This is a genomic window from Rhodomicrobium lacus, assembly GCF_003992725.1.
Classification (GTDB): Bacteria; Pseudomonadota; Alphaproteobacteria; order Rhizobiales; family Rhodomicrobiaceae; genus Rhodomicrobium; species Rhodomicrobium lacus.
In genome coordinates, this window is the sequence record NZ_RZNF01000012.1 from 266441 (window position 1) to 288475 (window position 22035).

Here is a 22035-nt window from a genome sequence, read left to right on the forward strand (position 1 = left end):
TCGAGACATGCTCCCGCCGATCAACCCGCGTCCGCAAGCGGCGCATCGTCCGGGCTGATGGCCCGCCGTCTCGCCGTCTACCTTCTCAAGTCGGTGCTGCACGACTACCAATCCTTCGACGAAGCCTTCGCCGGATCGTCCGCGCGCGACGCTTTCGCAGCCATGGAAGCGCGCGACCGCGCCTTCGCCCGCGCGATTGCCACCATCGCCTTGCGGCGCCTCGGCCAGATCGAGGACATGCTTTCGCGCTTCCTCGAAAAGCCGCTTTCCGCCGATGCCTTCGAGGCGCGCGCCATTCTCATCGCCGGCGCGACTCAGCTTGCGTTCATGGATGTGGCGCCGCATGCCGCCATCGGGCTGGCCGTCGAGCAGGCGAAGGCGTCGCGCTTCAGCCGCCATCTGGGCGGGCTCATCAATGCCGTTCTGCGCCGCGTGAGCGAGAACCGCGCCGCCATCCTTCGCGAGCAGGACGCCGCCCACCTCAACACGCCCGCGTGGCTCTGGCAGCGCTGGGTGTCTGCTTACGGCGAGGCTACGGCGCGCGAAATCGCAGGCGCACATCTTGAAGAGCCGCCGCTCGACCTCAGCGTGAGGGGCGACGCGGGCCAGTGGGCGGCGAAGCTCAAGGGCGAGGCCCTGCCGTGGGGGACGGTGCGGCTGTCGCACAAAGGCCGGGTGGAGGAAATCGAAGGCTACGCCGAAGGCGCCTGGTGGGTACAGGACGCAGCCGCCGCGATCCCGGCGCTGCTACTGGGCGATATCGCGGGCAAGCGCGTAGCCGATCTCTGCGCCGCGCCGGGCGGCAAGACCGCGCAGCTTGCAGCAGCGGGTGCGCAGGTGACGGCGGTCGACATTTCGGCGGCACGGCTCAGACGGCTCGGCGAAAATGCCGCGCGGCTCGGGCTTTCGGTCGAGGTCGTGAAGGCCAATGTCGGCGAGTGGCAGCCGAGAGACCGCTTCGACGCAATCCTGCTCGATGCGCCCTGCTCGGCGACGGGCACCATCCGCCGCAATCCCGACATCGCCTACCTCAAGACGGCTGAGGACATCGCCGCGCTCGCTCGCGTACAGAAGCGGCTTCTCGCGCACGCGCTGACGCTGCTTGCGCCGGGCGGCACGCTGGTTTTCGCCACCTGCTCGCTCGAACCGGAAGAAGGCGAGGCGCAGATCGCGGCGCTGTTGGCGGACCGCGCCGACGTGCGGCTGCTGCCCATCGATGCGGCGGCGTTCAATCTGCCGCCAGAGGCAGTCGCGCCGAAGGGCTGCCTTCGCACGCTGCCGTTTCATGCTGGCGGGATGGATGGGTTCTTCGCCGCGCGGCTGACGCGAAGCTAAACGCGCATGATGGCGCGCCTGCCCCGCCCTACGCTTTTGCCAGCCGGTCGAATGCCTGGAGATTGCGAAGCAGCGCTTCAAGCTCGCGGAGCGGCACCATGTTCGGCCCGTCGGATGGCGCATGGTCGGGGTCTTGATGCGTTTCGATGAACACCGCCGCGACGCCCACCGCCACGGCCGCGCGCGCCAGCACCGGCACGAAACGCCGTTCGCCGCCCGTTGCCGTGCCCTGCCCGCCCGGCTGCTGCACCGAATGCGTGGCGTCGAACACCACGGGCGCGCCCGTCTCGGCGAGGATCGGCAGCGCGCGCATGTCCGACACAAGCGTGTTGTAGCCGAAGCTCGCGCCGCGCTCGGTCACGAGCACGTTCGGATTGCCCGCCGCGAGCACCTTCGCGACGACATTCTTCATGTCCCACGGCGCAAGAAACTGCCCCTTCTTCACCTTCACCGCGCGGCCCGTTTCTGCTGCGGCGATGAGCAGGTCCGTCTGACGGCACAGGAAGGCGGGGATCTGCAGCACGTCCACCGCTTCGGCCACGCGCGCGCATTGCGACGCTTCGTGCACATCCGTCACGATGGGCAGGCCGAGGCTCTCGCGGATCTCGGCGAAGATCGGCAGCGCCGCGTCGAGGCCGAGGCCGCGCTTGGCGTTGGCGCTCGTGCGATTCGCCTTGTCGAAGCTCGTCTTGAATACCAGGCCAATGCCCAGACGGCTGGCAATCTCCCTCAGTGCCGAGGCCATTTCCAGCGCGTGCGCCCGGCTTTCAAGCTGGCAAGGCCCCGCGAAAAGCGCGAGCGGCAGCGCGTTGCCGACGCGCACGCCGCGAATATCCACCACGCTGTTGGGCGATTGCAGGGTCATGAATGGGCCTCGGTTCGAGAACGATCCGTTATGGGCGCCGCCAACGGCGTCCCGCGGCGGCATTTGACGTGAAAGAACGGCACGCCACGGCGGCTATTCCGTGGCGATCGGACAAAGCGCGCGAGCCTCCCGCCTCAGACCAGGCGGCTTTGCGCCACGGCTGCCGCGATGAACGACGAAAACAGCGGGTGGGGCTCGAACGGACGCGATTTCAGCTCCGGGTGGAACTGCACGCCGATGAACCACGGGTGATCCGGAATCTCGATGATTTCCGGCAGGCTCTTGTCCGGCGAGAGCCCCGAGAAGCGAAGGCCCGCGCGTTCGAGCTTGTCGCGGTAGGTGATGTTCACCTCGTAGCGGTGGCGATGGCGCTCGCTGATGCGCGTCTTGCCGTAGATCTCGGCGACCTTCGAGCCTTCCGCCAGCACCGCTTCATAAGCGCCGAGCCGCATGGTGCCGCCCTTGTCGCTTTCGGCGTGGCGCTGCACGGCCTGTTCGCCGGACTTCCACTCCGTCATCAGGCCGACGACCGGCTCAATCGCCGGGCCGAACTCGGTCGAGCTGGCGCCGTTGATGCCGGCCACGTGCCGCGCCGCTTCGATCACGGCCATCTGCATGCCGAAGCAGATGCCGAAATAGGGCACGCGCTTGGTGCGGGCGAACTGGACGGCCTCGATCTTGCCTTCCGTGCCGCGCTCGCCGAAGCCGCCCGGCACGATGATGCCATGGATGTTTTCGAGATAGGGCGCGACGTCGTCCTTCTCGAAAAGCTCCGAGTCGAGCCAGTGGATCTTGACGCGCACGCCGTTCTCGATGCCGCCATGGCTCAGCGCTTCGGTGAGCGACTTGTAGGCATCCTTCAGGTTCGTGTACTTGCCGACGATGGCGATGGAAACCTCGCCGTCGGGATGCTCGATGCGATGCGAGATCGTGCGCCAGACGTCGAGGTTCGGCTCCGGCGCGTCGGTGATGCCGAAGGCGGCGAGCACTTCGCGGTCGAGCCCTTCGTCGTGATAGGCGAGCGGCACGTCGTAGATGTTCGGCACGTCGAGCGCCTGAATGACGGCGCTTTCCCGCACGTTACAGAACAGCGCGATCTTGGCGCGGTCGCTTTTCGGCACCGGCAGTTCCGAGCGGCAGAGCAGGATGTCGGGCTGGATGCCGATGGAGCGCAGCTCCTTCACCGAGTGCTGCGTGGGCTTGGTCTTCAACTCGCCCGCCGCCTTGATGTAGGGCAGCAACGTCAGATGAATGAAGATCGCCTCGCGGCGCGGCAGTTCGTTGCCGAGCTGGCGAATCGCCTCGAAGAACGGCAGGCCCTCGATGTCGCCGACCGTGCCGCCGATCTCCACGAGCACGAAATCAGCATCCTCGTTGCCGGAGAGCACGAAGTCCTTGATCGCGTTCGTCACGTGCGGGACGACCTGCACCGTGCCCCCGAGATAATCCCCCCGGCGCTCCGCCGAGAGCACGTTCTGATAGATGCGGCCGGTGGTGATATTATCGTCGCGGCGGGCCGAGACGCCCGTGAAGCGCTCGTAATGGCCGAGGTCGAGGTCGGTTTCCGCGCCGTCGTCGGTAACGAACACTTCGCCGTGCTGATAGGGCGACATCGTGCCGGGATCGACGTTGAGATAGGGATCCAGCTTCCTCAATCGCACGGAATAGCCGCGCGCTTTCAGAAGCGCGCCAAGAGCCGCCGATGCGAGCCCCTTTCCGAGTGAGGAAACCACGCCGCCGGTAATGAAGATATATCGCGCCATGGACCTTGAACGTAATCCTTCGCGCGCCCGAGGGAAAGGGCGTGCTTGCGGTTTTCAACTTCTAGCGTTGTCGGGTGAGGGGCGCCGCTGCGCCGCCTCGGTCTGCCTTGCGGCGGCTACTGAGCGGGTGCTGCCGGCTTCGGAATGCTGAGCTTGGGCAAAGCCGGCGCGCTTTCGGCCGGAGCCTGAGAAGGGGCGGTCGCGGGCGCTGTGGTGTTCGTGGGCGTGATCGCCGAGGTGGGCGTCTTGCGCTGGCCGATAATGCCGAGGGTGATCGACGTCAGAAAGAAGATCGCCGCAAGAATTGCCGTCGTGCGCGTCATGACGTTGGCCGCGCCGCGCCCGCTGACGAAACCGCCGCCGCCACCGCCCATGCCGAGCGCGCCGCCTTCCGACCGCTGAAGGAGGATAATCACGATCATCGTCACGGCGACGACGATATGAAGCACAAGAAGGACGTTTGCCATTTCTCTCGACCGGTCGGGAATTTCGGAAAAGTTGCCCCATACATACCGGTTTCGGCGGCAAGATCAAGCGCGCGGGCTGATATTAGCCGGAGGTGGGCACCAATGCCCCCGTTGCCGAAGACATGGAACCGGTGTAAAAGCCGCCCATGATGACGATGTCCGCCGCACCAATGCCGGCTAAGTTTTATTGGCGCTTCCTCTAGGGAGCGGCAGGTCGTCATTCGTGACCATTGCCGCCGTGTCCGGCGCGCGCATGGTCTTTTCGTCCAGCCCTCACCTGTCACGGCGGTCCTTGAAGGGGATAGATGCGGTGATACAGGAAAACAGGGCGAGCTGGGCTCTTGAACCCGGCCGATGTGCGCTTCTCATTCACGATATGCAGCGGCATTACCTCGATGCGCTGCCGGATGCTGCGACGCGCGCCGACCTCGTCGGCAAGGTTGCGGGCCTGCGGGCTGCCTGCACGGAACTGGGCGTGCCCGTGTTCGCGTCCATTGTGCCAGAAGCGCATGGCATGCAGGAGCGAGGGCTCATGTCGGAGCTGTGGGGGCGGGGGCCGCGCGGCGAGGGCGCGAAGCTCGATCCGGCCCTTCTCGGCAATGATGCGCGCATCCGCTCCATCGCCAAACGCAGCTACAGCGCGTTCTACGGAACCGATCTCGAAGTGATGTTGCGCAGGCTTGGACGCGACAGCGTGATCATCGCGGGTCTCTACACGTCGATAGGGTGCTTCTCCACAGCACTCGAAGCCTTCGCGCGCGATATCCGCGCCTTCGTGGTGGCGGATGCGACTGCCGACATGAGCGCGGCCGATCACGCGGCAGGGCTGCGGAATGCGGCAAGGCTTTGCGCGCGCGTCCTCGATTCGGAGGATGTCCGTGCGGCTCTGTCGCCCCGTGGCCTTCGGCCGGAAGACCGTCGCGCCGCGATCGATGTGTGCTGAATCGGTTCGGCGTCGGCGTTACGCTACTGGGCGCCGACAATACCGGCCTGCGCCGGGGCGGGCGGCTTGGGCTTCTGCGCGACGGGTTTCTGTGCCTGCGTCGTCGCGCCAGCCTTCGGCTTGGGTTTCGCGGGCTGATCGGCGCCAGCCGATGCCGGCGCGCTGTCCGGACCGGCCTGCGGTTTCGCGCCCTCCTCGTCCTCGTCTTCCAGGTTCTTGAGTTGCACGAGCGAACTCGGCGCCATGCAGCGGAACTTCATCTGCTCGTCGAGATCGATATACTGACGGACGAGATTGAGGTCGGACGCGGAGAGGTTCGCCACGGCCCAGTTCGGGCCGCGCTCCATGAGGCGGTCCACGTCGAGCGCCTTGAGCGCCTGAAGATCCTGCGTGAGCTTGGCGCACAACGCCTTGTCAGCCTGCGCGGCGTTCGCCCCGCCAGCCATCGCAAGGACGACCGCGAGAGCCGCCGCGCCAATCAACGCACCTCTGCCCCCGTTTCCGGCAGGTTTCGCATCGCATGTCATCGCCAGCGCCTTTCCTGAAGCGATCAGGCCGTTGTCTCGCATCGAGCGTATCTTGTAGCGTCCTTGCATAACGGAAAGATCAACGCGTTGGAAGCGAGGCCCGCCTCTCCGAGGCGCGAGCCGCCGCAGTGACGATTTCAAGAAACGTCGCGGCCTTGAGGCTCGCTCCGCCGACCAGCACGCCATCCACCTCCGGGCTATCGAAAGTCGATGCGGCATTCGCGGGGCTTACCGAGCCGCCGTAAAGGACGCGCCAGCGCATGCCGCTCGTCTCGCGGAACCGATCCTTGAGACAGCCGCGCACGACCTCGTGGACGGCCGTAATCTGTTCCGTCGTCGGCGAGACGCCCGAGCCGATGGCCCAGACCGGTTCGTAGGCGACGATGGTGGTCTCTGGCGTCGATTCGTCCGGAAGGCTGTCGGCGAGTTGGCGGCGGCAAACGCTCGCGGTCAGGCCACGGACGTGCTCACCGCGCGTCTCGCCGATGCAGACCACGATCTTGACGCCGGCGCGGAGCGCGGTCGCAGCCTTCGCGCGCACTTCGCGGCTGGTCTCGCCATGTTCGCCGCGCCGCTCGCTATGACCGAGTATGACGGTGGTCGCGCCCGACTCCTTCAGCATCAGCGCCGAGAGATCGCCGGTAAACGGGCCTCTTTCACCGACATGGCAATCCTGTGCGCCGATCTCGACTGACGACCCCTCGACGATCTGGGATGCGGCATGCAGAAGTGTCGCGGGTGGGAAGACGGTAACGTCGGGCGCGTTCTCAACGGATGCAATGCCATCGCGGATGGCCTGTATCTGTGCGAGGTCGGGCCGCAGGCCGTTCATCTTCCAATTGCCTGCGACATATAGCTTCGGTCCGGACATAGCGTTTCTCTCGGTGGAACGGGGCGCGCGGAGGAATTTGTTGAAGCGGGCCGACCTCGCGAATCTTGATATTGCGCGCACGTTTTTATTCTCTAAATTACGGCCAACGCGAAACGTGCAAGAAATGCGCGCCCGAATCAAGCCTGCTCTGGCTTGAGCATTCAAGGACTTCAGCTGATGCATTTCCTCCGGAAAGTGGCCGTCTTCGTTCTGTTCGCCATCCTGATCGGCGCGTTCGCCATCAGCATGGGCGGCAATTATTACGGCGACCGCGAACGGCGACAGAGCGTGGCGACCGTCGGCTCCGTCAACATATCGCCGGAAGATTTCCGCCGCGCGTATCAGCGCGTTCTCGAAAATGTCAGCCAGCAGGCCGGACGGCGCATCTCGCCCGCGGAAGCGCAGGCGTTCGGCCTTCCGAACCGCGTGCTTCAGGGCCTGATCCAGGACGCAGCGCTCGATCTCGAAGCGAAGCAACTCGGCGTCGGTCTGTCCGAAGAGGGCGTGCGCCGGGGCATCACGAGCCTTGAGGTTTTCCAGGACAAGGGCGTGTTCAGCGCCGACAAATATCATCGCTTCCTTCAGAATATCGGCTACACGGCGCCCTTCTTCGAGCAGGAATATAAGGGCGATCTCGTGCGCCGTCAGTTGCGCGGCGTCTTTGAAGGCAGCGGCGTGGTTTCGAAGGCGCTTCTCGAAGCCTACAACAAATTCGGCAACGAACAGCGCACGCTGGCCTATTTCATCCTTGCGCCCGAGGCGGCGGGTGCCGTGCCTGCTCCGACAGAGGCCGAACTGCAGGTTTTCTACGAGGACCGCAAGCCGCAATTCACGACGCCCGAACTTCGCAAGGTCGCGGCGCTTGCCATCTCGCCGCAGTCGGTCGCGAAGAGCCTGACCATCCCGGACGCCGATCTGAAGGCCGAATACGCGGCCAAGGCTTCCGTCTATTCCGTGCCCGAGCGTCGCAAGCTTGAGATCATCCCCTTCAAGACGCGCGCGGATGCCGACGCAGCCTATGCGAAGCTCAAGTCCGGCGCGCGGGACTTCCTCGGCGTGGCCAAGGACGCAGGCTTCAACCAGCCCGATATCGATGCGGGCGTCGTTTCCAGGCAGGAACTCGCTGACAAGTTCGGCATGAACGACGCCATCGTGAAGGCGGCCTTCTCGACCGAAAAGGAATGGACGGCGCGGCCCGTGGACGGCCCGGTGTCGACGGTCATCATCCGCGTGCTGGACGTGATCCCGGGGCAGGAACGCAGCTTCGATCAGGTCAAGGAGCAGATCCGCGCCGACCTCGCCAAGGTCCGCGCGCAGAGCGAATTCCAACGCCTCATCAAGGCCTTCGAGGAAGACCGCACGACGGGCGTTCCGCTCGCCGACAGCGCTCGGAAACTGAATTTGCCGCTTGAGGAAGTCACGTTCGACCGTTCGGCCAATGGCGCCGACGGCAAGCCGCTGACGATCTCCGCCGTGCCCGCCGCGCAACTCGTCGATGCCGCCTTCAAATCCGATGTGGGCGTCGAAAACGAGGCGATCCGCCTTCAGGGCGGGGGCTATGCGTGGTTTGAAGTGAACGATGTCGTGAAGCCGCGCCAGAAGCCTCTCGAAGAGGTCAAGGGAGAGGTTGAGGCGGCATGGCGCGCGGATCAGGTTCGCGACAGGCTCTCATCGAGGGCTCGCGATCTCGTAGCGCGGCTCGACAAGGGCGAAGCCATCGCCGCCGTTGCGAAAAGCGTCGGCGCGACCGTCAAGACGAGCCAGCCGCTGAAGCGTAACGGCAAGGAAGACGGTCTCCCGCCAGCCGCCGTTGCACAGGCTTTCGCCCTTCCCGAAGGCGGCGCCGGTTCGGCCGCTTCGGAAAACGGCACGTCGCGCGCTGTTTTCCAGGTCGCAAAAATCACGCCTCCCGGTCCCCTTTCGGAAGAGCAGGCCAAGGGCTTGGAACAGCAACTCGCCGGTGCAATCTCGGATGACAATTTCTCCGGCTTCTTGAACAGGATCACGACGACGTCGCCGATCTCCATCGACCGCAAGGCATTCGCCAACGTGGCGGGAGGCTCGTATGACGGTGAATAGCTTTCGATGGCGTCTCTCTCTCGTTTGATTTCCCCCGAGAGACGCAATCCCAATTCCGAGAAAAATCCGATGAAGGTCGAACCTTCTGTTGCTGAGTTCACCGCCCGTTACGACGCGGGCGCCGCGCAGCTCGTCTTCACCCGCCTTGTCGCAGACCTCGAAACGCCTGTCTCAGCCATGCTGAAGCTCGGCGTGTCGCGGCCATATTCGTTCCTGCTGGAATCCGTCGAGGGCGGCGCCGTGCGCGGCCGCTATTCGATCATCGGCCTCGATCCCGACCTTCTGTTCCGCGCTCATGGCGACGTGGCCGAGATCAATACCGATCCGCTGGTCAACGCGGATGCGTTCGCGCGCACCGGTGAAGGCACGCTTCAGGCGCTACGATCGCTGCTCGCGGCCTCGCACATCGATATCCCGGCGACGTTGCCGCCCATGTCGGCGGGCGTGTTCGGCTATCTCGGCTACGACACCGTGCGCCTCGTGGAGCGGCTGCCGTCCGACAAGCCCGATCCCGTCGGCGTCCCCGACGCGCTCCTGATGCGCCCGACCGTCATGCTCATCTTCGACGGGGTGAAGGACGAGATGACCATCGTCGCGGCGGTCCGCCCGCGACCGGGCCTGTCGGCCAAAGCCGCCTATTCGCGCGCCATCGACCGGCTGACGGAAATCCAGGACACGCTCGAACAGAAAAGCGCGCATGCCTCCTCGGCAGACGGCGTCTTCGATGCGATCCCCGCCGCCACGTCCAACATGCCGGCGCAGGCTTACATGGACATGGTGACGCGCTCGAAGGAGTACATCGCCGCCGGAGACATCTTCCAGGTGGTGCTGTCGCAGCGCTTTGCGGCGCCGTTCGAGCTGCCGCCCTTCGCGCTCTATCGCGCACTGCGCCGGGTGAACCCGTCGCCCTTCCTCTATTTCCTGAACTTCGGCGATTTCGCTGTGACGGGCTCAAGCCCCGAAATCCTCGTCCGCGTCCGCGACGGCGAAGTCACCATTCGCCCCATCGCGGGCACGCGCCCCAGAGGCGCCACGGCGGAAGACGACAAGCGCCTCGCCGCCGACCTCCTCGCCGACACGAAGGAGCGCGCGGAACACCTCATGCTGCTCGACCTCGGCCGCAACGATGTCGGCCGCGTCGCCGAGGTCGGCACGGTTCATGTCACCGGAAGCTTCTTTCTCGAATATTACAGCCAGGTGATGCACATCGTTTCGAATGTCGTCGGACGCCTCGATGGGAAATATGATTCCATCGACGCGCTGATGGCGGGCTTCCCGGCGGGCACGGTGTCGGGTGCGCCGAAGGTGCGGGCGATGCAGATCATCGACGAGCTGGAAACCGACAAGCGCGGCGTCTACGCCGGATGCATCGGCTATTTCGCGGCGAACGGCGAGATGGACACGTGCATTGCGCTTCGCACCGCGATCGTGAAGAATGGCACCATGTATGTGCAGGCGGGCGCGGGCATCGTTGCCGATTCCGTTCCTGCCTCCGAGCAGGCGGAGTGCGAAAACAAGGCGAAGGCGCTATTCCGGGCGGCGGAAGAGGCGGTGCGTTTCGCCGGACAGGCCGGGCGGGGTCAGTAGCGGGGCGTTCTGGAGTAGTTTGCCATGAAGACCGTAACGCTTTTCCGCCACGCCAAATCCGGCGACAAGGACAATCCGAATATCGACGATTTCGACCGGCCGCTGAACGATCGAGGCCTCAAGGCTGCGCCGAAAATGGGAGCCGCCCTGCGCGATCGCGGCGTCCGCCCCAATCTCATCCTCTGCTCGCCGTCTGTCCGTACGCGGCAGACGCTGAAGCTGGCAGCTGCCGCCGCGTGGGACAATCCGCCGGATGAGCGCTTCGAAAAGAAGATCTACGAGGCGAGCGAACGCACCTTGTTGAAGCTTCTGCGGGAAAGCCCAGGCGACGCGGATCACGTGATGCTCGTCGGCCATAACCCCGGCTTGCAGGATCTGGCCGTGACGCTTGCTCAGCCCGGCAGCGCCGAGCGTCACGCGCTGAAGGAAAAATTGCCGACCGCCGCCATCGTCAGCTTCAATTTCGACGCTGACGCGTGGAGCGATCTGGAGCCGGGGGCGGGCCGCGTCCGCCTCTTCATCACGCCGAACACGCTTCCGTCATCGGGCCTGGGAAATACGGTTCCGCCGCATGGCCAAGGACAAGAATAATGATCATCATCATCGATAATTACGACAGCTTCACTTACAACCTCGTCCATTACTTCGGCGATCTCGGCGTGGAAACGCTGGTCTATCGCAACGACGAAAAGACGGTGCCCCAAGTCTTCGCCGAGAAGCCCGAAGCCATTGTGATGTCGCCCGGCCCGTGTACGCCCAACGAGGCGGGCATCTGCCTCGAACTCGTGCGCGAGAACAAGGGCCGCATCCCGCTGTTCGGCGTCTGCCTCGGCCATCAGACCATCGGGCAGGCGTTCGGCGGGAAGGTCATCCGCGCGCCGATCCTCATGCACGGCAAGATATCGCACATACATCATGAGGGCACGAGCCTGTTTCGCGGCCTGCCGGATGCGTTCGAGGCGACGCGCTACCACTCGCTGATCGTCGAAAGCGGCACGCTGCCCGACTGCCTCACCGCGACGGCGCGCACCTCGGATGGCCTCATCATGGCGCTCGAACACAAGGACGAGCCGACATATGGCGTGCAGTTTCATCCCGAGAGCATCGCGAGCCAGTACGGTCATGCGATCCTCGCGAACTTCCTGACGTTGGCGGGGGTCCGCTTCTCGCCGAGAAAGCCGGGGCTTTTGCCTTCCGCGCCCTCCGCAACCGTGGCAGCGTGAGGCTGACGATGACTTCGCCCGCAACAGCGCCTGTGGCTTCCCCCGCCGACCTTCATGCCGGCTTCCGTTTCGCGCTGGAAAAAGCCGCCACCGGGGCGACGCTCGGCGAGGAGGAGGCGCGCGCGGCCTTCCTCGCCATCATGCACGGCGCGGTTTCCGAGATCGAACTGGCGGCTTTCCTCGCGGCGCTGAAGGCGCGCGGGGAAACGGTGGATGAGATCGCGGGCGCGGTCGCCGCCATGCGGTCGCTGATGGTGCCGGTCGAAGCGCCGGAAGGCGCGCTCGATGTCGTCGGTACCGGCGGCGATGCAAAGGGCACATTCAATATCTCGACCGCCACGGCATTCGTGCTGGCGGGCGCCGGCGTGCCCGTGGCGAAACACGGCAACCGGGCGGTATCGTCGAAATCGGGCGCGGCCGACGTGCTCGAAAAGCTTGGCGTCACGCTGAAAATGCCGGTCGAGCGGCACGCGCGCTGCTTCGAACGAGCCGGGCTGACGTTTCTGTGGGCGCCGACGCATCACCCCGCGATGCGCCACGCCGCGCCGGTTCGGGCCGCTCTCAAACTGCGCACGATCTTCAACCTGCTCGGGCCGCTGACCAATCCCGCCAGCGCAAAGCGCATGCTGATCGGGGCCTATTCGGAGGATTGGCTCCAACCCATGGCGGAAGTGCTTCGGCGCAATGGGGCGCACCATGTATGGGCCGTGCATGGCGCCGACGGCATGGACGAACTTTCCACAACGGGCACAAGCCGCGTAGTCGAATTGAAGAACGGTACGCTCTCGACATTCGACGTGCACCCGAGGGATGCCGGGCTGCCGGAAGCGCGTCTCGACGATCTGCAGGCGGGGACGCCGGAAGACGCCGCCATCGCAATGCGCGCGCTTCTTCGCGGCAAGCCGGGGCCCTTCCGCGATATCGTGCTTTTCAATGCCGCAGCCGCCTTCATCGTCGCGGGCCGTGCGGCCGACCTTCGCGACGGTGCGGCGCTCGCTGCGGCCTCCATCGATGAAGGATACGCCGAAAAGGCACTCGACGCGCTGATCGCCGCCAGCGCCGACACTCCCGACGCCGCCAATGACGACCGGCCGAACGCGGCCGTGACAGGATAAACCATGAGCATTCTCGACCGCATCGTCGCCTACAAGAAAGAGGAAGTGGCCGCCGCGAAAGCGCAGGTTCCGCTTGCCGAGCTTGAGGATCGCGCCGCCGCCGCGCCGAGAGCGCGAGACTTCTTCGACGCGCTTTCGCGCCGCGTGGCCGTGGTCGAGCCGGCGCTGATCGCCGAGGTGAAGAAGGCCAGCCCGTCGCGCGGACTGATCCGCCCGGATTTCGACCCCGCCGCCATCGCGCGCGCCTATGAAGCTGGCGGAGCGGCTTGCCTTTCGGTGCTGACGGACGGACCGTCGTTCCAGGGCGCGCCGGCCTATCTCGTCGCTGCGCGAGAAGCCTGCTCGCTGCCGGTGCTGCGCAAGGATTTCATGGTCGATCCCTATCAGGTGACGGAGGCGCGCGCGATGGGGGCGGACTGCATCCTCGTCATCATGGCCTGCACGAGCGATGCGCTGGCCGAAGAGTTGATTGCGAACGCGAGCACTCACAACATGGATGTGCTCGTGGAAGTGCATAACGAGGACGAGTTAAGCCGCGCGCTCGCGCTCGATTCCTGGCTGATCGGCATCAACAACCGCGACCTCAACAGCTTCGATATCACGCTGGAGACGACCGAAAGGCTGGCGCGCCTCATCCCGCCGGGGCGGATCATCGTTTCCGAAAGCGGCATCTTCGCCCCGTCGGACATTGAAAGGCTCATGCGAGAAGGCGCGGGCGCATTCCTCGTCGGGGAAAGTCTCATGCGCCACGACGACGTTGCAGCCGCGACGCGCACCCTTCTCGGCCGTTCTGTCGGCCAAGGGCAGGCCGCAACCGCATGAGCGGGCTTTCCCATATCGATGGGAAGGGCGAGGCCGCCATGGTCGACGTTGCGGACAAGGCCGAAACATTGCGCGCGGCGATAGCGGAAGGCTGGCTCGTCACGGCGAGCGAAACCTTGACGCTGATCGAGGACGGCGCCATCGCCAAGGGCGACGTGCTGGCCGTTGCGCGGGTCGCGGGGATCATGGCGGCGAAACGCACCGCCGACCTCATCCCGCTATGCCACCCGCTTTCGCTTTCGAAGGTCAGCATCGCGTTTGAATTGCGCCGCGACCGTCCGGGCGTGCGTGTCGAGGCGCTCGCGAAGGCCACCGGCAAGACCGGCGTCGAGATGGAGGCGCTGACGGCGGTTTCGGTCGCCTGTCTCACGCTTTACGACATGCTGAAGGCTGCGGACAGGTCGATGACAATCGACGGTGTGCGCCTTCTGAAGAAAACCGGCGGACGACACGGCGATACGCCCGAAGCACGCTCATGACGCATTGAAAAGCGCGCCACAACTCTTCGTTGCAGCGCTGTCCTGCGGGGAAACCGGCGTAAGCACAAACACCAGCTTGGCGTCCGCCAGAAGCTCGCCCTGACCTTCAGAACGGCACCTCTTGCCTGAGCACCGGCGCCCTTCTCGAAGCGCATGCGCTTCGTGAATGAGCGAGTGCTGTCGGGGGCTGCACGCCCCCGCCGCTACCAGTCGAACGGGCTCCAGGCTTCGCGATTGCGCGGACGGGGTTGAGGTTCGCGCCCGTAGGGGTCGGCGCCGCGAAGCGGGCGTCCATATTGATCGAGCCGCTGGTCGGATGTGGTATCCCGTGCCTCGCGCTGCGGCTGGGCCGGCTCCTGCGCTACAGCAACGACGGGATCGCCCGCGAACCGGAAACTCTCTCCCTTGAGAGCACTGGCGACACGTGCATCGAGGCCGTAAAGGTCTGAAAAGTAGCGGATCTCGCCCTTTTCATCCGGCGCGGCCGTGAAATACACCATGTGAACAGGGATCGTCTTGGTGAGCTTGTTCTCTACCGTCTGACCGGTTTCGATCTGGCGGCGGATCTGCTCGGGCGTCGTTCCGTTGTCGTAAGCGAGGATGACTTCCGCGAAGCGCAGCGGATTTTGCGTGCGCATGCAGCCATGGCTGAACGCGCGCGTGGCCGAGCCGAACAGGCTCTTTTCCGGCGTGTCGTGCATGTACACGTCGTGCTTGTTCGGGAAGCGGAATTTCACCATACCGAGCGCGTTGCGCGGCCCGGCGGGCTGAATGAAGCTGTAGCGGCGCACGTCCACACGGGACCAGTCGACCGAATCGGGATCGACATCGCGTCCGTTGTAGGTCACGCGAAGACCGCCGAGCCGCTGAAGAACGCTCGACGCGCCTCCTCCGCCACCGCCGCCCGCGTTGCGCCGGCCACCGAGAAAATCGAAGAAATCTTCGACGGGGGCACTTGGCGCCGCTCGCCTGAGCTTCGGCGCGATCTCGTTGGCCTTTATGCCGTCCGGCACGCCCCATTCCGGGTTGAAGATGACGAATTGCATGTTCGCCGAAAAGGACGGGGTTTGCGAAGTTGGCTTGCCGACGACGATACGCTCCTGCAACACCATCCGGCCGCGATCGTATACGCGCGTGATCTGTTCGGGGATCGAATTCCAGACGTAGAAATCGCCGAGATTGTCCGGCATCCAGCGCCAGCGCTCCATGTTCACGATGAGGCGCATCTTCTTTTCTTCGACCGAGGCACCGACGCCTTCGTTCAAGGCCGCGCGGAGCTTCTTGTCGACGATACCGTTAACCTCAAGGCCCCGCTCCTTCTGGAAACGGTTCACCGCGACGAGCAACGCTTCGTCGTAAATCGTGTCGCGAGGCGCTTCGAGACCCGCATTGAGTCGCTTCCTGATGAGCGCGATCTGCGCGTCGTCGTCGCCGGGCTTGAACGTCTTCCCGGCGGGGATGCGGATGGATGGGGCGCCGCTGTCTGTGGCCTTGCCGAGCGCAATGAGTGCCTGGCGAAGCTGCTTGAACTGCTCGGATTTCGGATGCAGGCCGCGCAGATATGCATCGGCCTCGTCAGCCGAGGCGATGGCTTCGAGCACCGATTTCGGCACGTAGACGTGCGGCTTGCGGTCCATCGCGGGGCTGATCGACGGCGGGTCGAGACGGCCGCCCCGCGCGTGGCGCGCATATTTCAGCACGGCGAGCGAGAGCTTCACTTCGGCATCGGCGCGCGCTTCGGCTGTGGCGCCGGCGCTGTCGGGAAGCTCGAACGCTGTGGCATCGAGGCCGTAGCTGTCGGCGGCGCGGATCTCGCGAATGGTCTTGAGGGCGGCGGGCGTGAAGCCCTCGGCCGTGGTCCAGATGGGTTTGCCCTTGGCCGCGTTATAGAACGCCTTCACTGCGCCGACATCGTCGCGCGCGTCCGCCTTGCCGCCCGCGTTGGCGGCGCGCTCGACGACAAGCGGCGCAACGGCATCGCCGGCAGGCGCTTCAGCGGCAGCCGCGGGATGCGCGGGTGCGCCGGGGGCAAGCAGCGCTGCTCCATCATCCTCAGGCGGAGCGAGCGGATCGGGGATTGCGCTTTCGATCGGGGAGTCTGACGCCGCCGGGGCTTCGTGCTTCGCGGCGGCATTCTTGACGGAGGGATTGGCTGCATGCACGGCGGGGGCTTTGTGCGGCGTGACTTCCGCCTTGACGTCGTCGAGCGAACCGGGAGCGGGCGCGGCGTTTTCCGGCCCCGCTTCGGTCTGCGGCTCCGTCGTCGCGAGCGCGTCCAGATCGGCGAGCGGCGGCCGGTTATCGGCGTCCTGTGCCATCGCCTGCGGGACAACGGTCGAGAGACAGGCGATCAGCGCCAGCCGCGACGTGAAACTCAGATTCATGACAACCCTCTCCAGCCCCATCAGAACACGTTCGCCGCTTTGCCCGACGCGCGGCAGACAGCCACAACTCACAGAAAAAAGGGCAGCCGAATGCGCATTCTCGCGAACGCGCCCCAGTCGCCCACTCGTGTTTCGCACAAGTTATGCGGTAAAAGCTGACGTGGCAAGTTAACGATAGCGCAACCTTAGACATTGCCGCGCTTCCGCTTTGCCGTGCGCCAGAGGACAGGTCGCAGTTGCCGTGGTCGCGAGTCGCTGCGACCGTATTCGTGGGATTTAGTCTTTCACCGCGACGACTTCGATCTCGACATGCGCGCCGCCGGGAAGCGCCGTAATGCCGATTGTCGTGCGTGAGGGATACGGCGCCGTGAAATGCGTCTCATAAACGGCGTTCATGGCCGCAAAGTCGTTCATGTCGGTGAGGTAGACGTTCGACTTCACGACGTTGTCGAGAGTGAGGCCCGCTTCTTTCAGCACGGCGGCGATACCCTTCAGGATCTGGTCCGTCTCCGGTCCCGCCCCGCCCTCGACGAGCTTGTTCGTCACCGGGTCGGTGCCGAGCTGGCCCGACAGAAACAGCGTGTTCCCTGCCCAGACGGCACGGGAATATGGCCCGAGGGCCCTTCCAAGGCCCGGTGCATCGATAATGGCGCGACGTGTCATGGCATCCTCCCGAAAATCGGCTGTTCTTCCAACGGATACACGAGCGGGCCCCATCGGGGAAGTGCGTTTGCGCGCGCCCTTTGCGCCTTACGGCGCCGAGAGATCGCGGAACTGCGCGACGGCGACGGTGAGTTTCGCGAGCGTCAGCCCACGCCCCGAGAGTACCTCGGCCAGCCCTTCGGCCACGCGGCTCACCGCGGCTTCGTTTCGGGCGCGCCAGGCCGCGAAATCCGAGCGGCGAGCCGATTGTGCCAGAATGCTTCGCGCAAGCCGACGCTGGGCCGAAGCGAGCCCCGAGAGGCTGGCATCCACGGCCAGACGGTCGAAATGGTCGCCTTCCGCGAGCGCTTCCGACGCCGCCGCGATGTCGTCCAGATGGAACGCGTCGCGGATGGCGAAGACGACGCGCGCGGCATCTTCAACCGGCGCCTCCATATCCCCGGCCACCCGCACGATATCGAGCGCCTGCGCCAGCGGTTCGAGCGCGGCGAAGCGCCGTGCAAATTCCGGCGAAAGTCCCGTCTTCTGAAGCCGCGCCACAGCATCGGCGAGCCTCGCGACCGCCCTTTCCGGCAGGAGCGCCGCCGTATCCCCGGAGAACGCGGCGGCAAGCGCCGCGACGCCTCGCGCATAGGGCGCAATGCCCTGCTCCAGCCCGTCCCTGAAGCGGTGGTGACGCAGAAAGAAGCCCGCCTGCCGCCGCAGAAGATCGCGCGCGGTGCGATACAACCGAAGCTGCTCCGCACTGTCGATCCGGCCGTCGAGCGCATCGAGCCCTGCATGGATCGCCGGCAGATCGTAAATCGCGCTCACCGCCGCGAAGGCGCAGGCGACGGCCTCCGGCGGCTGGCCGGTCTCGTCCGTCAGCCGCACGACGAAGGTCGGGCCGCCGCGATTGACGATATCGTTCGCAAGGCTCGTCGCGATGATGGCGCGGCGCAGCGGATGCGCGTCGATTTCGGCGGCGAAGCGCTCGCGCATGGCGGGCGGAAAATAGGCCGGAAGTTCGCGGGCAAGGAATGGATCGTCCAACACCATCGACTTCACGAGATCGTCTTCGAGCACGATCTTCGCGTAGGCGAGCAGCACCGCGAGTTCCGGGCGCGTCAGCGGCTTTCCCTGCGCCGCGCGCTCGGCAAGCTGCGCGTCGGTCGGCAGTGCTTCCACGGCGCGGTTGAGGCGGCCATCCTTCACGAGGCTCTGGATCAGGCGTTGGTGGAAACCGAGTTCCGCCAGCCCGTCGCTTGCCGCGACGCTGAGCGCCAGCGTTTGCAGGTAATTGTTGCGCAGCACCGAGGCGGCGACATCGTCCGTCATCGCGGACAGAACGGCGTTGCGCTCCGGCGTGTCGATCTTGCCTTCCGCGACCGCGCGGCCAAGCGCGATCTTGATGTTCACCTCCACGTCCGACGTGTTCACTCCCGCCGAGTTGTCGATGGCGTCCGTGTTGATGCGCCCGCCCGCGAGCGCAAACTCGACGCGCCCTTTCTGCGTGACACCGAGATTGGCGCCCTCGCCGATCACCTTCGCGCGAAGCTCGTTCGCCGCCGCGCGGATCGCGTCGTTCGCCTTGTCGCCGGCCTGCTGGTCCGTTTCGGTGCTGGCGCGCACATAAGTGCCGATCCCCCCGAACCAGAGGAGATCCACGTCAGCGCGAAGGATCGCGGCCATCACGTCCTGCGGGGTCGCCTGCGCGCCGACGCCGAGAAGCTTTTGTGCGGCCTCCGAAAGCGCGATCGACTTTTCCTTGCGGCTGTAGACGCCGCCGCCAGCCGAAAGCTTCGCCCGGTCGTAATCCTGCCAGCTCGAACGCGGGCGCTCGAACAGGCGCTTGCGCTCCTCGAAGCTCGCCTCGGGGTCGGGCGCCGGATCGATGAAAATGTCGCGGTGATCGAAGGCGGCGACGAGCCGGATCTTGCGCGAAAGCAGCATGCCGTTGCCGAAGACATCGCCCGACATGTCGCCCACGCCCGCCACCGTGAACGGCGTCGTCTGAATGTCGACGTTCATCTCCCGGAAATGGCGCTTCACAGCCTCCCATGCGCCCTTTGCGGTGATGCCCATCTTCTTGTGATCGTAGCCCGCCGAGCCGCCGCTCGCGAACGCATCGCCGAGCCAGAAGCCCCGCTTCGCGGCGATCTCGTTTGCGAAGTCGGAAAACGTGGCCGTGCCCTTGTCTGCGGCAACGACGAGATACGGATCGTCGCCGTCGCGGCGCACGGTGTCGGCGGGGGGCACGATCTCGCCCTTCACCAGATTGTCGGTTAGCGACAGGAGGCTCGAAACAAACGCCTCGTAGGCCGCGATACCCTCGTCGTAGGTCGCGTCGCGGTTCGCGCCACCCGTCGCTTTCGGCACGAAACCGCCCTTCGCGCCCTGCGGCACGATGACCGCGTTTTTCACCTGCTGGGCCTTGGCGAGGCCGAGAATTTCGGTGCGGAAATCCTGCGGGCGGTTCGACCAGCGAAGCCCGCCGCGCGCGATGGGTCCGCCGCGCAGATGCACACCCTCGAAGCGCGGCGACGAGACAAAGATCTCGGCATGGGGCCTCGGCGCGGGCAGCCATGCAATGTCGCGGCTTCTAAGCTTGAAGGCGATTGTTTCGGGCGGCGCACCATCCGGCCCCTTCTGGTAGAAATTCGTGCGCAGCGTCGCCTCGATGAGCGAGGTGAGTTGCCGCAGGATCCGATCGTCATCCATCGACGGGATCGCGTCGAGCGCGGCGAAGATGCGCGCCGAAATCTCGGCCAGCGCCGCCTCGCGATCCGCATCGCCGCCTTTCGCGGGATCGAACATCGCCTCGAACAGGCGGAACAGGTCGGCGGCGATTGCGCCATGCTTGTCGAGCGTTTCGGCGACATAGGCAGCGGCATAGGTCGCCCCGGTCTGACGGTAATAGGCCGCATAGGCGCGGATGAGCGCCGCCTGCCGCCAGTCGAGCCCCGCCGCGAGGATCAGGCCGTTAAAGCGGTCGTTCGGCACGGCGTCGGCCCACACGGCGAGAAAGCCGTCCTCAAGCGCCCCGCGCCGCTCGCAGAATGCCGCCGCGTCGCCCTCGCGCAGACGGAGGTCGATGTCGTGCAGATAGAACCGCCTGGCGCCGCCATTGGCCTTCGGCGTGAGCAGATAGGTGCGCTCGGAAATCACATCGAAGCCGAGATTTTCGAGGATCGGCACGCGCCGCGAGAGCGTCAGCGGCTCGTCGAGCTGTTGCAGCGTCGCCCGCACGGCACCGGGCTCCGCGTCGGCCGCGCGATAAAGGTCGATGCCGGTCCGGTGCCCTTCCCTCAGCTTCTCGAACCGCTCGATATCCTTGAGCGCGCGGTCGGCGTCGTTGCGCTCCTGATAGCCAGCCGGAAACGCGTCCCGGTATTTCTCGATCAGCGTCTGCCCGTCGCTGCCGCGCTCGGCGAGCACGCGCGCGGAAAAGCGATCCGCCCAGGTGGTGATGATATCCTCGACCTTCGCTTCGAGATCCCGCTCGGCGGGGTCGAGCAGGTCGCCGTCCGCCTTCCATATCTCCACCTGAAGGCGCACCATCGCGCTCTCGGGATAATACGGCGTCGTCTGCTCGAAGCGGCCGTCGAACGCCTCGGCGAGCATCGCCTCGATCCGCTCGCGGACGCTCGTGTTGTGCTTCTCGCGCGGCACGTAGACGAGCACCGTGACGAAGCGACGGAACTCGTCGCGGCGCACCAGCACGCGCGGTCGCGGTGCAAGCTCGGTCTTGAGGATTTCCTCGGAGACCGTCGACAGCCGCTCCGGCGAAATCTGGAACAGCTCTTCGCGTGGGAAGGTCTCAAGGACGTTCAGGAGCGCTCGCCCGGAGTGGCTCTCCGCCGGATGTCGCGAGCGCTGAAGCACCTTCTTCACCGTGCGCCGAAGGATGGGAACGTCGTGGACGGGGAGGTTGAAGGCGCTCGCGGTGAACAGTCCCGCGAAGACGATCTGGCCCGTCACGCGGCGTTCGGCGTCGTGCAATTTGACGGCGATTGCGTCCATGTGAACGCGGCGATGAACGGTCGATTTCGCGTTCGCCTTTATGACGACCACGGGCGGCGCGTTAAGGTAATAGGCCCGGCTTTCGGGCGTCAGCACGCGGCTCGGCTCGACGCGCAGCACGATGCGGCCGGGATCGCGCAGAAGGCCGAGGCTTCGCTCCGTCTGCGGGACGAGTTCGCCGACGCGTGCGTCATAGGCGAATTCTCGAACGCCGAGAAAGATGAAGTTGTCTTCGGCGATCCAGCGCAGGAAATCGAGCCCTTCGGCGTTCGTCTGCGGCGACGCGGGCGGCGGGTTCCGTTCGATGTCGGAGATCGCGGCCTTGAGGCGGTCGGTCATGGCGTGGAAGTCGCCGACGACGAGCGCCGTATCCGCGATGACGCGGCGGAGGGCCCGGTCGATGGTTTCAAACGACGGCGCGATGCCGGGCCTTGCGATTTCGAGATGCATGACGCTTTCGCGGGCGTGGCCGTTCGGCTCGGGCGCGGCCGGTGCGAGCGCGGCAAGGACGCCGTTGCCGTCCCGCTCGACCTCGAAGATGGGATGCGCGACAAGGAAAGGCACGAGCCCAAGCTCGCGCAACTCGCCCAGCACAGAATCGAGGAGGAAGGGCATGTCGTCGTTCGCGATGTCGATGACGATGTTTTCGCCCTCGTGGGAGGTCAGGGAGCGGATCGAAATCTCCGGCGCGTGGGAATGACGCCGACGCAGGTTTTCGAAGGCCTCGGCCGCGAGCGCCGAAAACGTGGCTGCGCGATCGGAAGCGAGATCCGAGCACCCGGACTCGGCCACAAGCTGCGCGGCGAAGCGGGCGGCCAGATCATCCGCCACGAGCGGGCGTGTGCCTGCGAGGATCGAAGACCCTGCGCCCGTTCGGTCTGCCGTTTGAGACATTTGACATCTCCATAAA

Annotated in this window: 17 protein-coding genes; 9 read left to right on the forward strand and 8 right to left on the reverse strand. The window is 65.5% G+C overall.

Translation table 11 applies throughout. The annotated features are described in order from the left end of the window. Positions 1 to 57: 57 nt before the first annotated feature. Positions 58 to 1335, forward strand: coding sequence for an RsmB/NOP family class I SAM-dependent RNA methyltransferase (locus tag EK416_RS10675; protein WP_127079721.1), 1278 nt, complete (start codon positions 58 to 60; stop codon positions 1333 to 1335). 28 nt (positions 1336 to 1363) lie between these two features. Here the strand turns inward: EK416_RS10675 and kdsA are convergent, their stop codons facing one another. The 3 genes from kdsA to secG form a co-directional block, all read right to left on the reverse strand. Next, complete coding sequence (gene kdsA, locus EK416_RS10680) at positions 1364 to 2200, reverse strand: 3-deoxy-8-phosphooctulonate synthase (RefSeq protein WP_127077478.1); 837 nt, start codon at positions 2198 to 2200, stop codon at positions 1364 to 1366. Positions 2201 to 2334: 134 nt separating this feature from the next. Then, positions 2335 to 3963: a CTP synthase gene (locus tag EK416_RS10685; RefSeq protein WP_127077479.1), complete on the reverse strand. Its 1629-nt coding sequence runs from the start codon at positions 3961 to 3963 to the stop codon at positions 2335 to 2337. Between the two features lie 116 nt (positions 3964 to 4079). Then, positions 4080 to 4430 carry a preprotein translocase subunit SecG gene (secG, locus tag EK416_RS10690; RefSeq protein WP_127077480.1) on the reverse strand — a complete coding sequence of 117 codons (351 nt, stop codon included), beginning with the start codon at positions 4428 to 4430 and terminating at the stop codon, positions 4080 to 4082. Between the two features lie 223 nt (positions 4431 to 4653). Here secG and EK416_RS10695 point away from each other — a divergent pair, with 223 nt between their 5' ends. Next, positions 4654 to 5373, forward strand: a complete 720-nt coding sequence (locus EK416_RS10695; RefSeq protein ID WP_127077481.1) for an isochorismatase family protein — start codon at positions 4654 to 4656, stop codon at positions 5371 to 5373. Between the two features lie 23 nt (positions 5374 to 5396). On the opposite strand, the gene EK416_RS10700 is transcribed toward EK416_RS10695, so the two are convergent. Both EK416_RS10700 and tpiA read right to left on the reverse strand, forming a co-directional pair. Next, positions 5397 to 5942 (reverse strand): hypothetical protein, encoded by a 546-nt coding sequence (locus tag EK416_RS10700; protein WP_127077482.1) that lies wholly within the window; start codon positions 5940 to 5942, stop codon positions 5397 to 5399. A 37-nt stretch (positions 5943 to 5979) separates the two neighbouring features. Then, complete coding sequence (gene tpiA, locus EK416_RS10705) at positions 5980 to 6771, reverse strand: triose-phosphate isomerase (protein WP_127077483.1); 792 nt, start codon at positions 6769 to 6771, stop codon at positions 5980 to 5982. Positions 6772 to 6948: 177 nt separating this feature from the next. Between tpiA and EK416_RS10710 the strand changes: the two genes are divergently transcribed. The 7 genes from EK416_RS10710 (at position 6949) to moaC (ending at position 14076) form a co-directional block, all read left to right on the forward strand. Continuing rightward, positions 6949 to 8850, forward strand: coding sequence for a peptidyl-prolyl cis-trans isomerase (locus tag EK416_RS10710; RefSeq protein WP_127077484.1), 1902 nt, complete (start codon positions 6949 to 6951; stop codon positions 8848 to 8850). 69 nt (positions 8851 to 8919) lie between these two features. Further along, positions 8920 to 10437, forward strand: coding sequence for an anthranilate synthase component I (trpE, locus tag EK416_RS10715; RefSeq protein ID WP_127077485.1), 1518 nt, complete (start codon positions 8920 to 8922; stop codon positions 10435 to 10437). Between the two features lie 24 nt (positions 10438 to 10461). Further along, a complete protein-coding gene (locus EK416_RS10720) occupies positions 10462 to 11028 on the forward strand; it encodes a SixA phosphatase family protein (protein WP_127077486.1) in 567 nt (188 codons plus the stop codon). Further along, the gene (locus tag EK416_RS10725) at positions 11028 to 11660 is read left to right on the forward strand and encodes an anthranilate synthase component II (protein ID WP_127077487.1); all 633 of its coding nucleotides are present in this window, start codon (positions 11028 to 11030) and stop codon (positions 11658 to 11660) included. The genes EK416_RS10720 and EK416_RS10725 overlap by 1 nt, the downstream gene beginning before the upstream one ends. Positions 11661 to 11668: 8 nt before the next feature. Further along, positions 11669 to 12775, forward strand: a complete 1107-nt coding sequence (gene trpD, locus EK416_RS10730) for an anthranilate phosphoribosyltransferase (RefSeq protein WP_127077488.1) — start codon at positions 11669 to 11671, stop codon at positions 12773 to 12775. Between the two features lie 3 nt (positions 12776 to 12778). Further along, complete coding sequence (trpC, locus tag EK416_RS10735) at positions 12779 to 13597, forward strand: indole-3-glycerol phosphate synthase TrpC (RefSeq protein ID WP_127077489.1); 819 nt, start codon at positions 12779 to 12781, stop codon at positions 13595 to 13597. Next, positions 13594 to 14076 (forward strand): cyclic pyranopterin monophosphate synthase MoaC, encoded by a 483-nt coding sequence (gene moaC, locus EK416_RS10740; protein WP_127077490.1) that lies wholly within the window; start codon positions 13594 to 13596, stop codon positions 14074 to 14076. Before trpC ends, moaC begins: the two co-directional genes overlap by 4 nt. 203 nt (positions 14077 to 14279) lie before the next feature. Here the strand turns inward: moaC and EK416_RS10745 are convergent, their stop codons facing one another. The 3 genes from EK416_RS10745 to EK416_RS10755 all read right to left on the reverse strand — a co-directional run bounded on the left by EK416_RS10745 (position 14280) and on the right by EK416_RS10755 (position 22019). Then, the gene (locus EK416_RS10745; protein ID WP_127077491.1) at positions 14280 to 16460 is read right to left on the reverse strand and encodes a L,D-transpeptidase family protein; all 2181 of its coding nucleotides are present in this window, start codon (positions 16458 to 16460) and stop codon (positions 14280 to 14282) included. A gap of 276 nt (positions 16461 to 16736) precedes the next feature. Continuing rightward, positions 16737 to 17123 (reverse strand): Rid family detoxifying hydrolase, encoded by a 387-nt coding sequence (locus EK416_RS10750; protein ID WP_127077492.1) that lies wholly within the window; start codon positions 17121 to 17123, stop codon positions 16737 to 16739. An 87-nt stretch (positions 17124 to 17210) separates the two neighbouring features. Next, the gene (locus EK416_RS10755) at positions 17211 to 22019 is read right to left on the reverse strand and encodes an NAD-glutamate dehydrogenase (RefSeq protein WP_164729985.1); all 4809 of its coding nucleotides are present in this window, start codon (positions 22017 to 22019) and stop codon (positions 17211 to 17213) included. Positions 22020 to 22035: the final 16 nt, after the last annotated feature.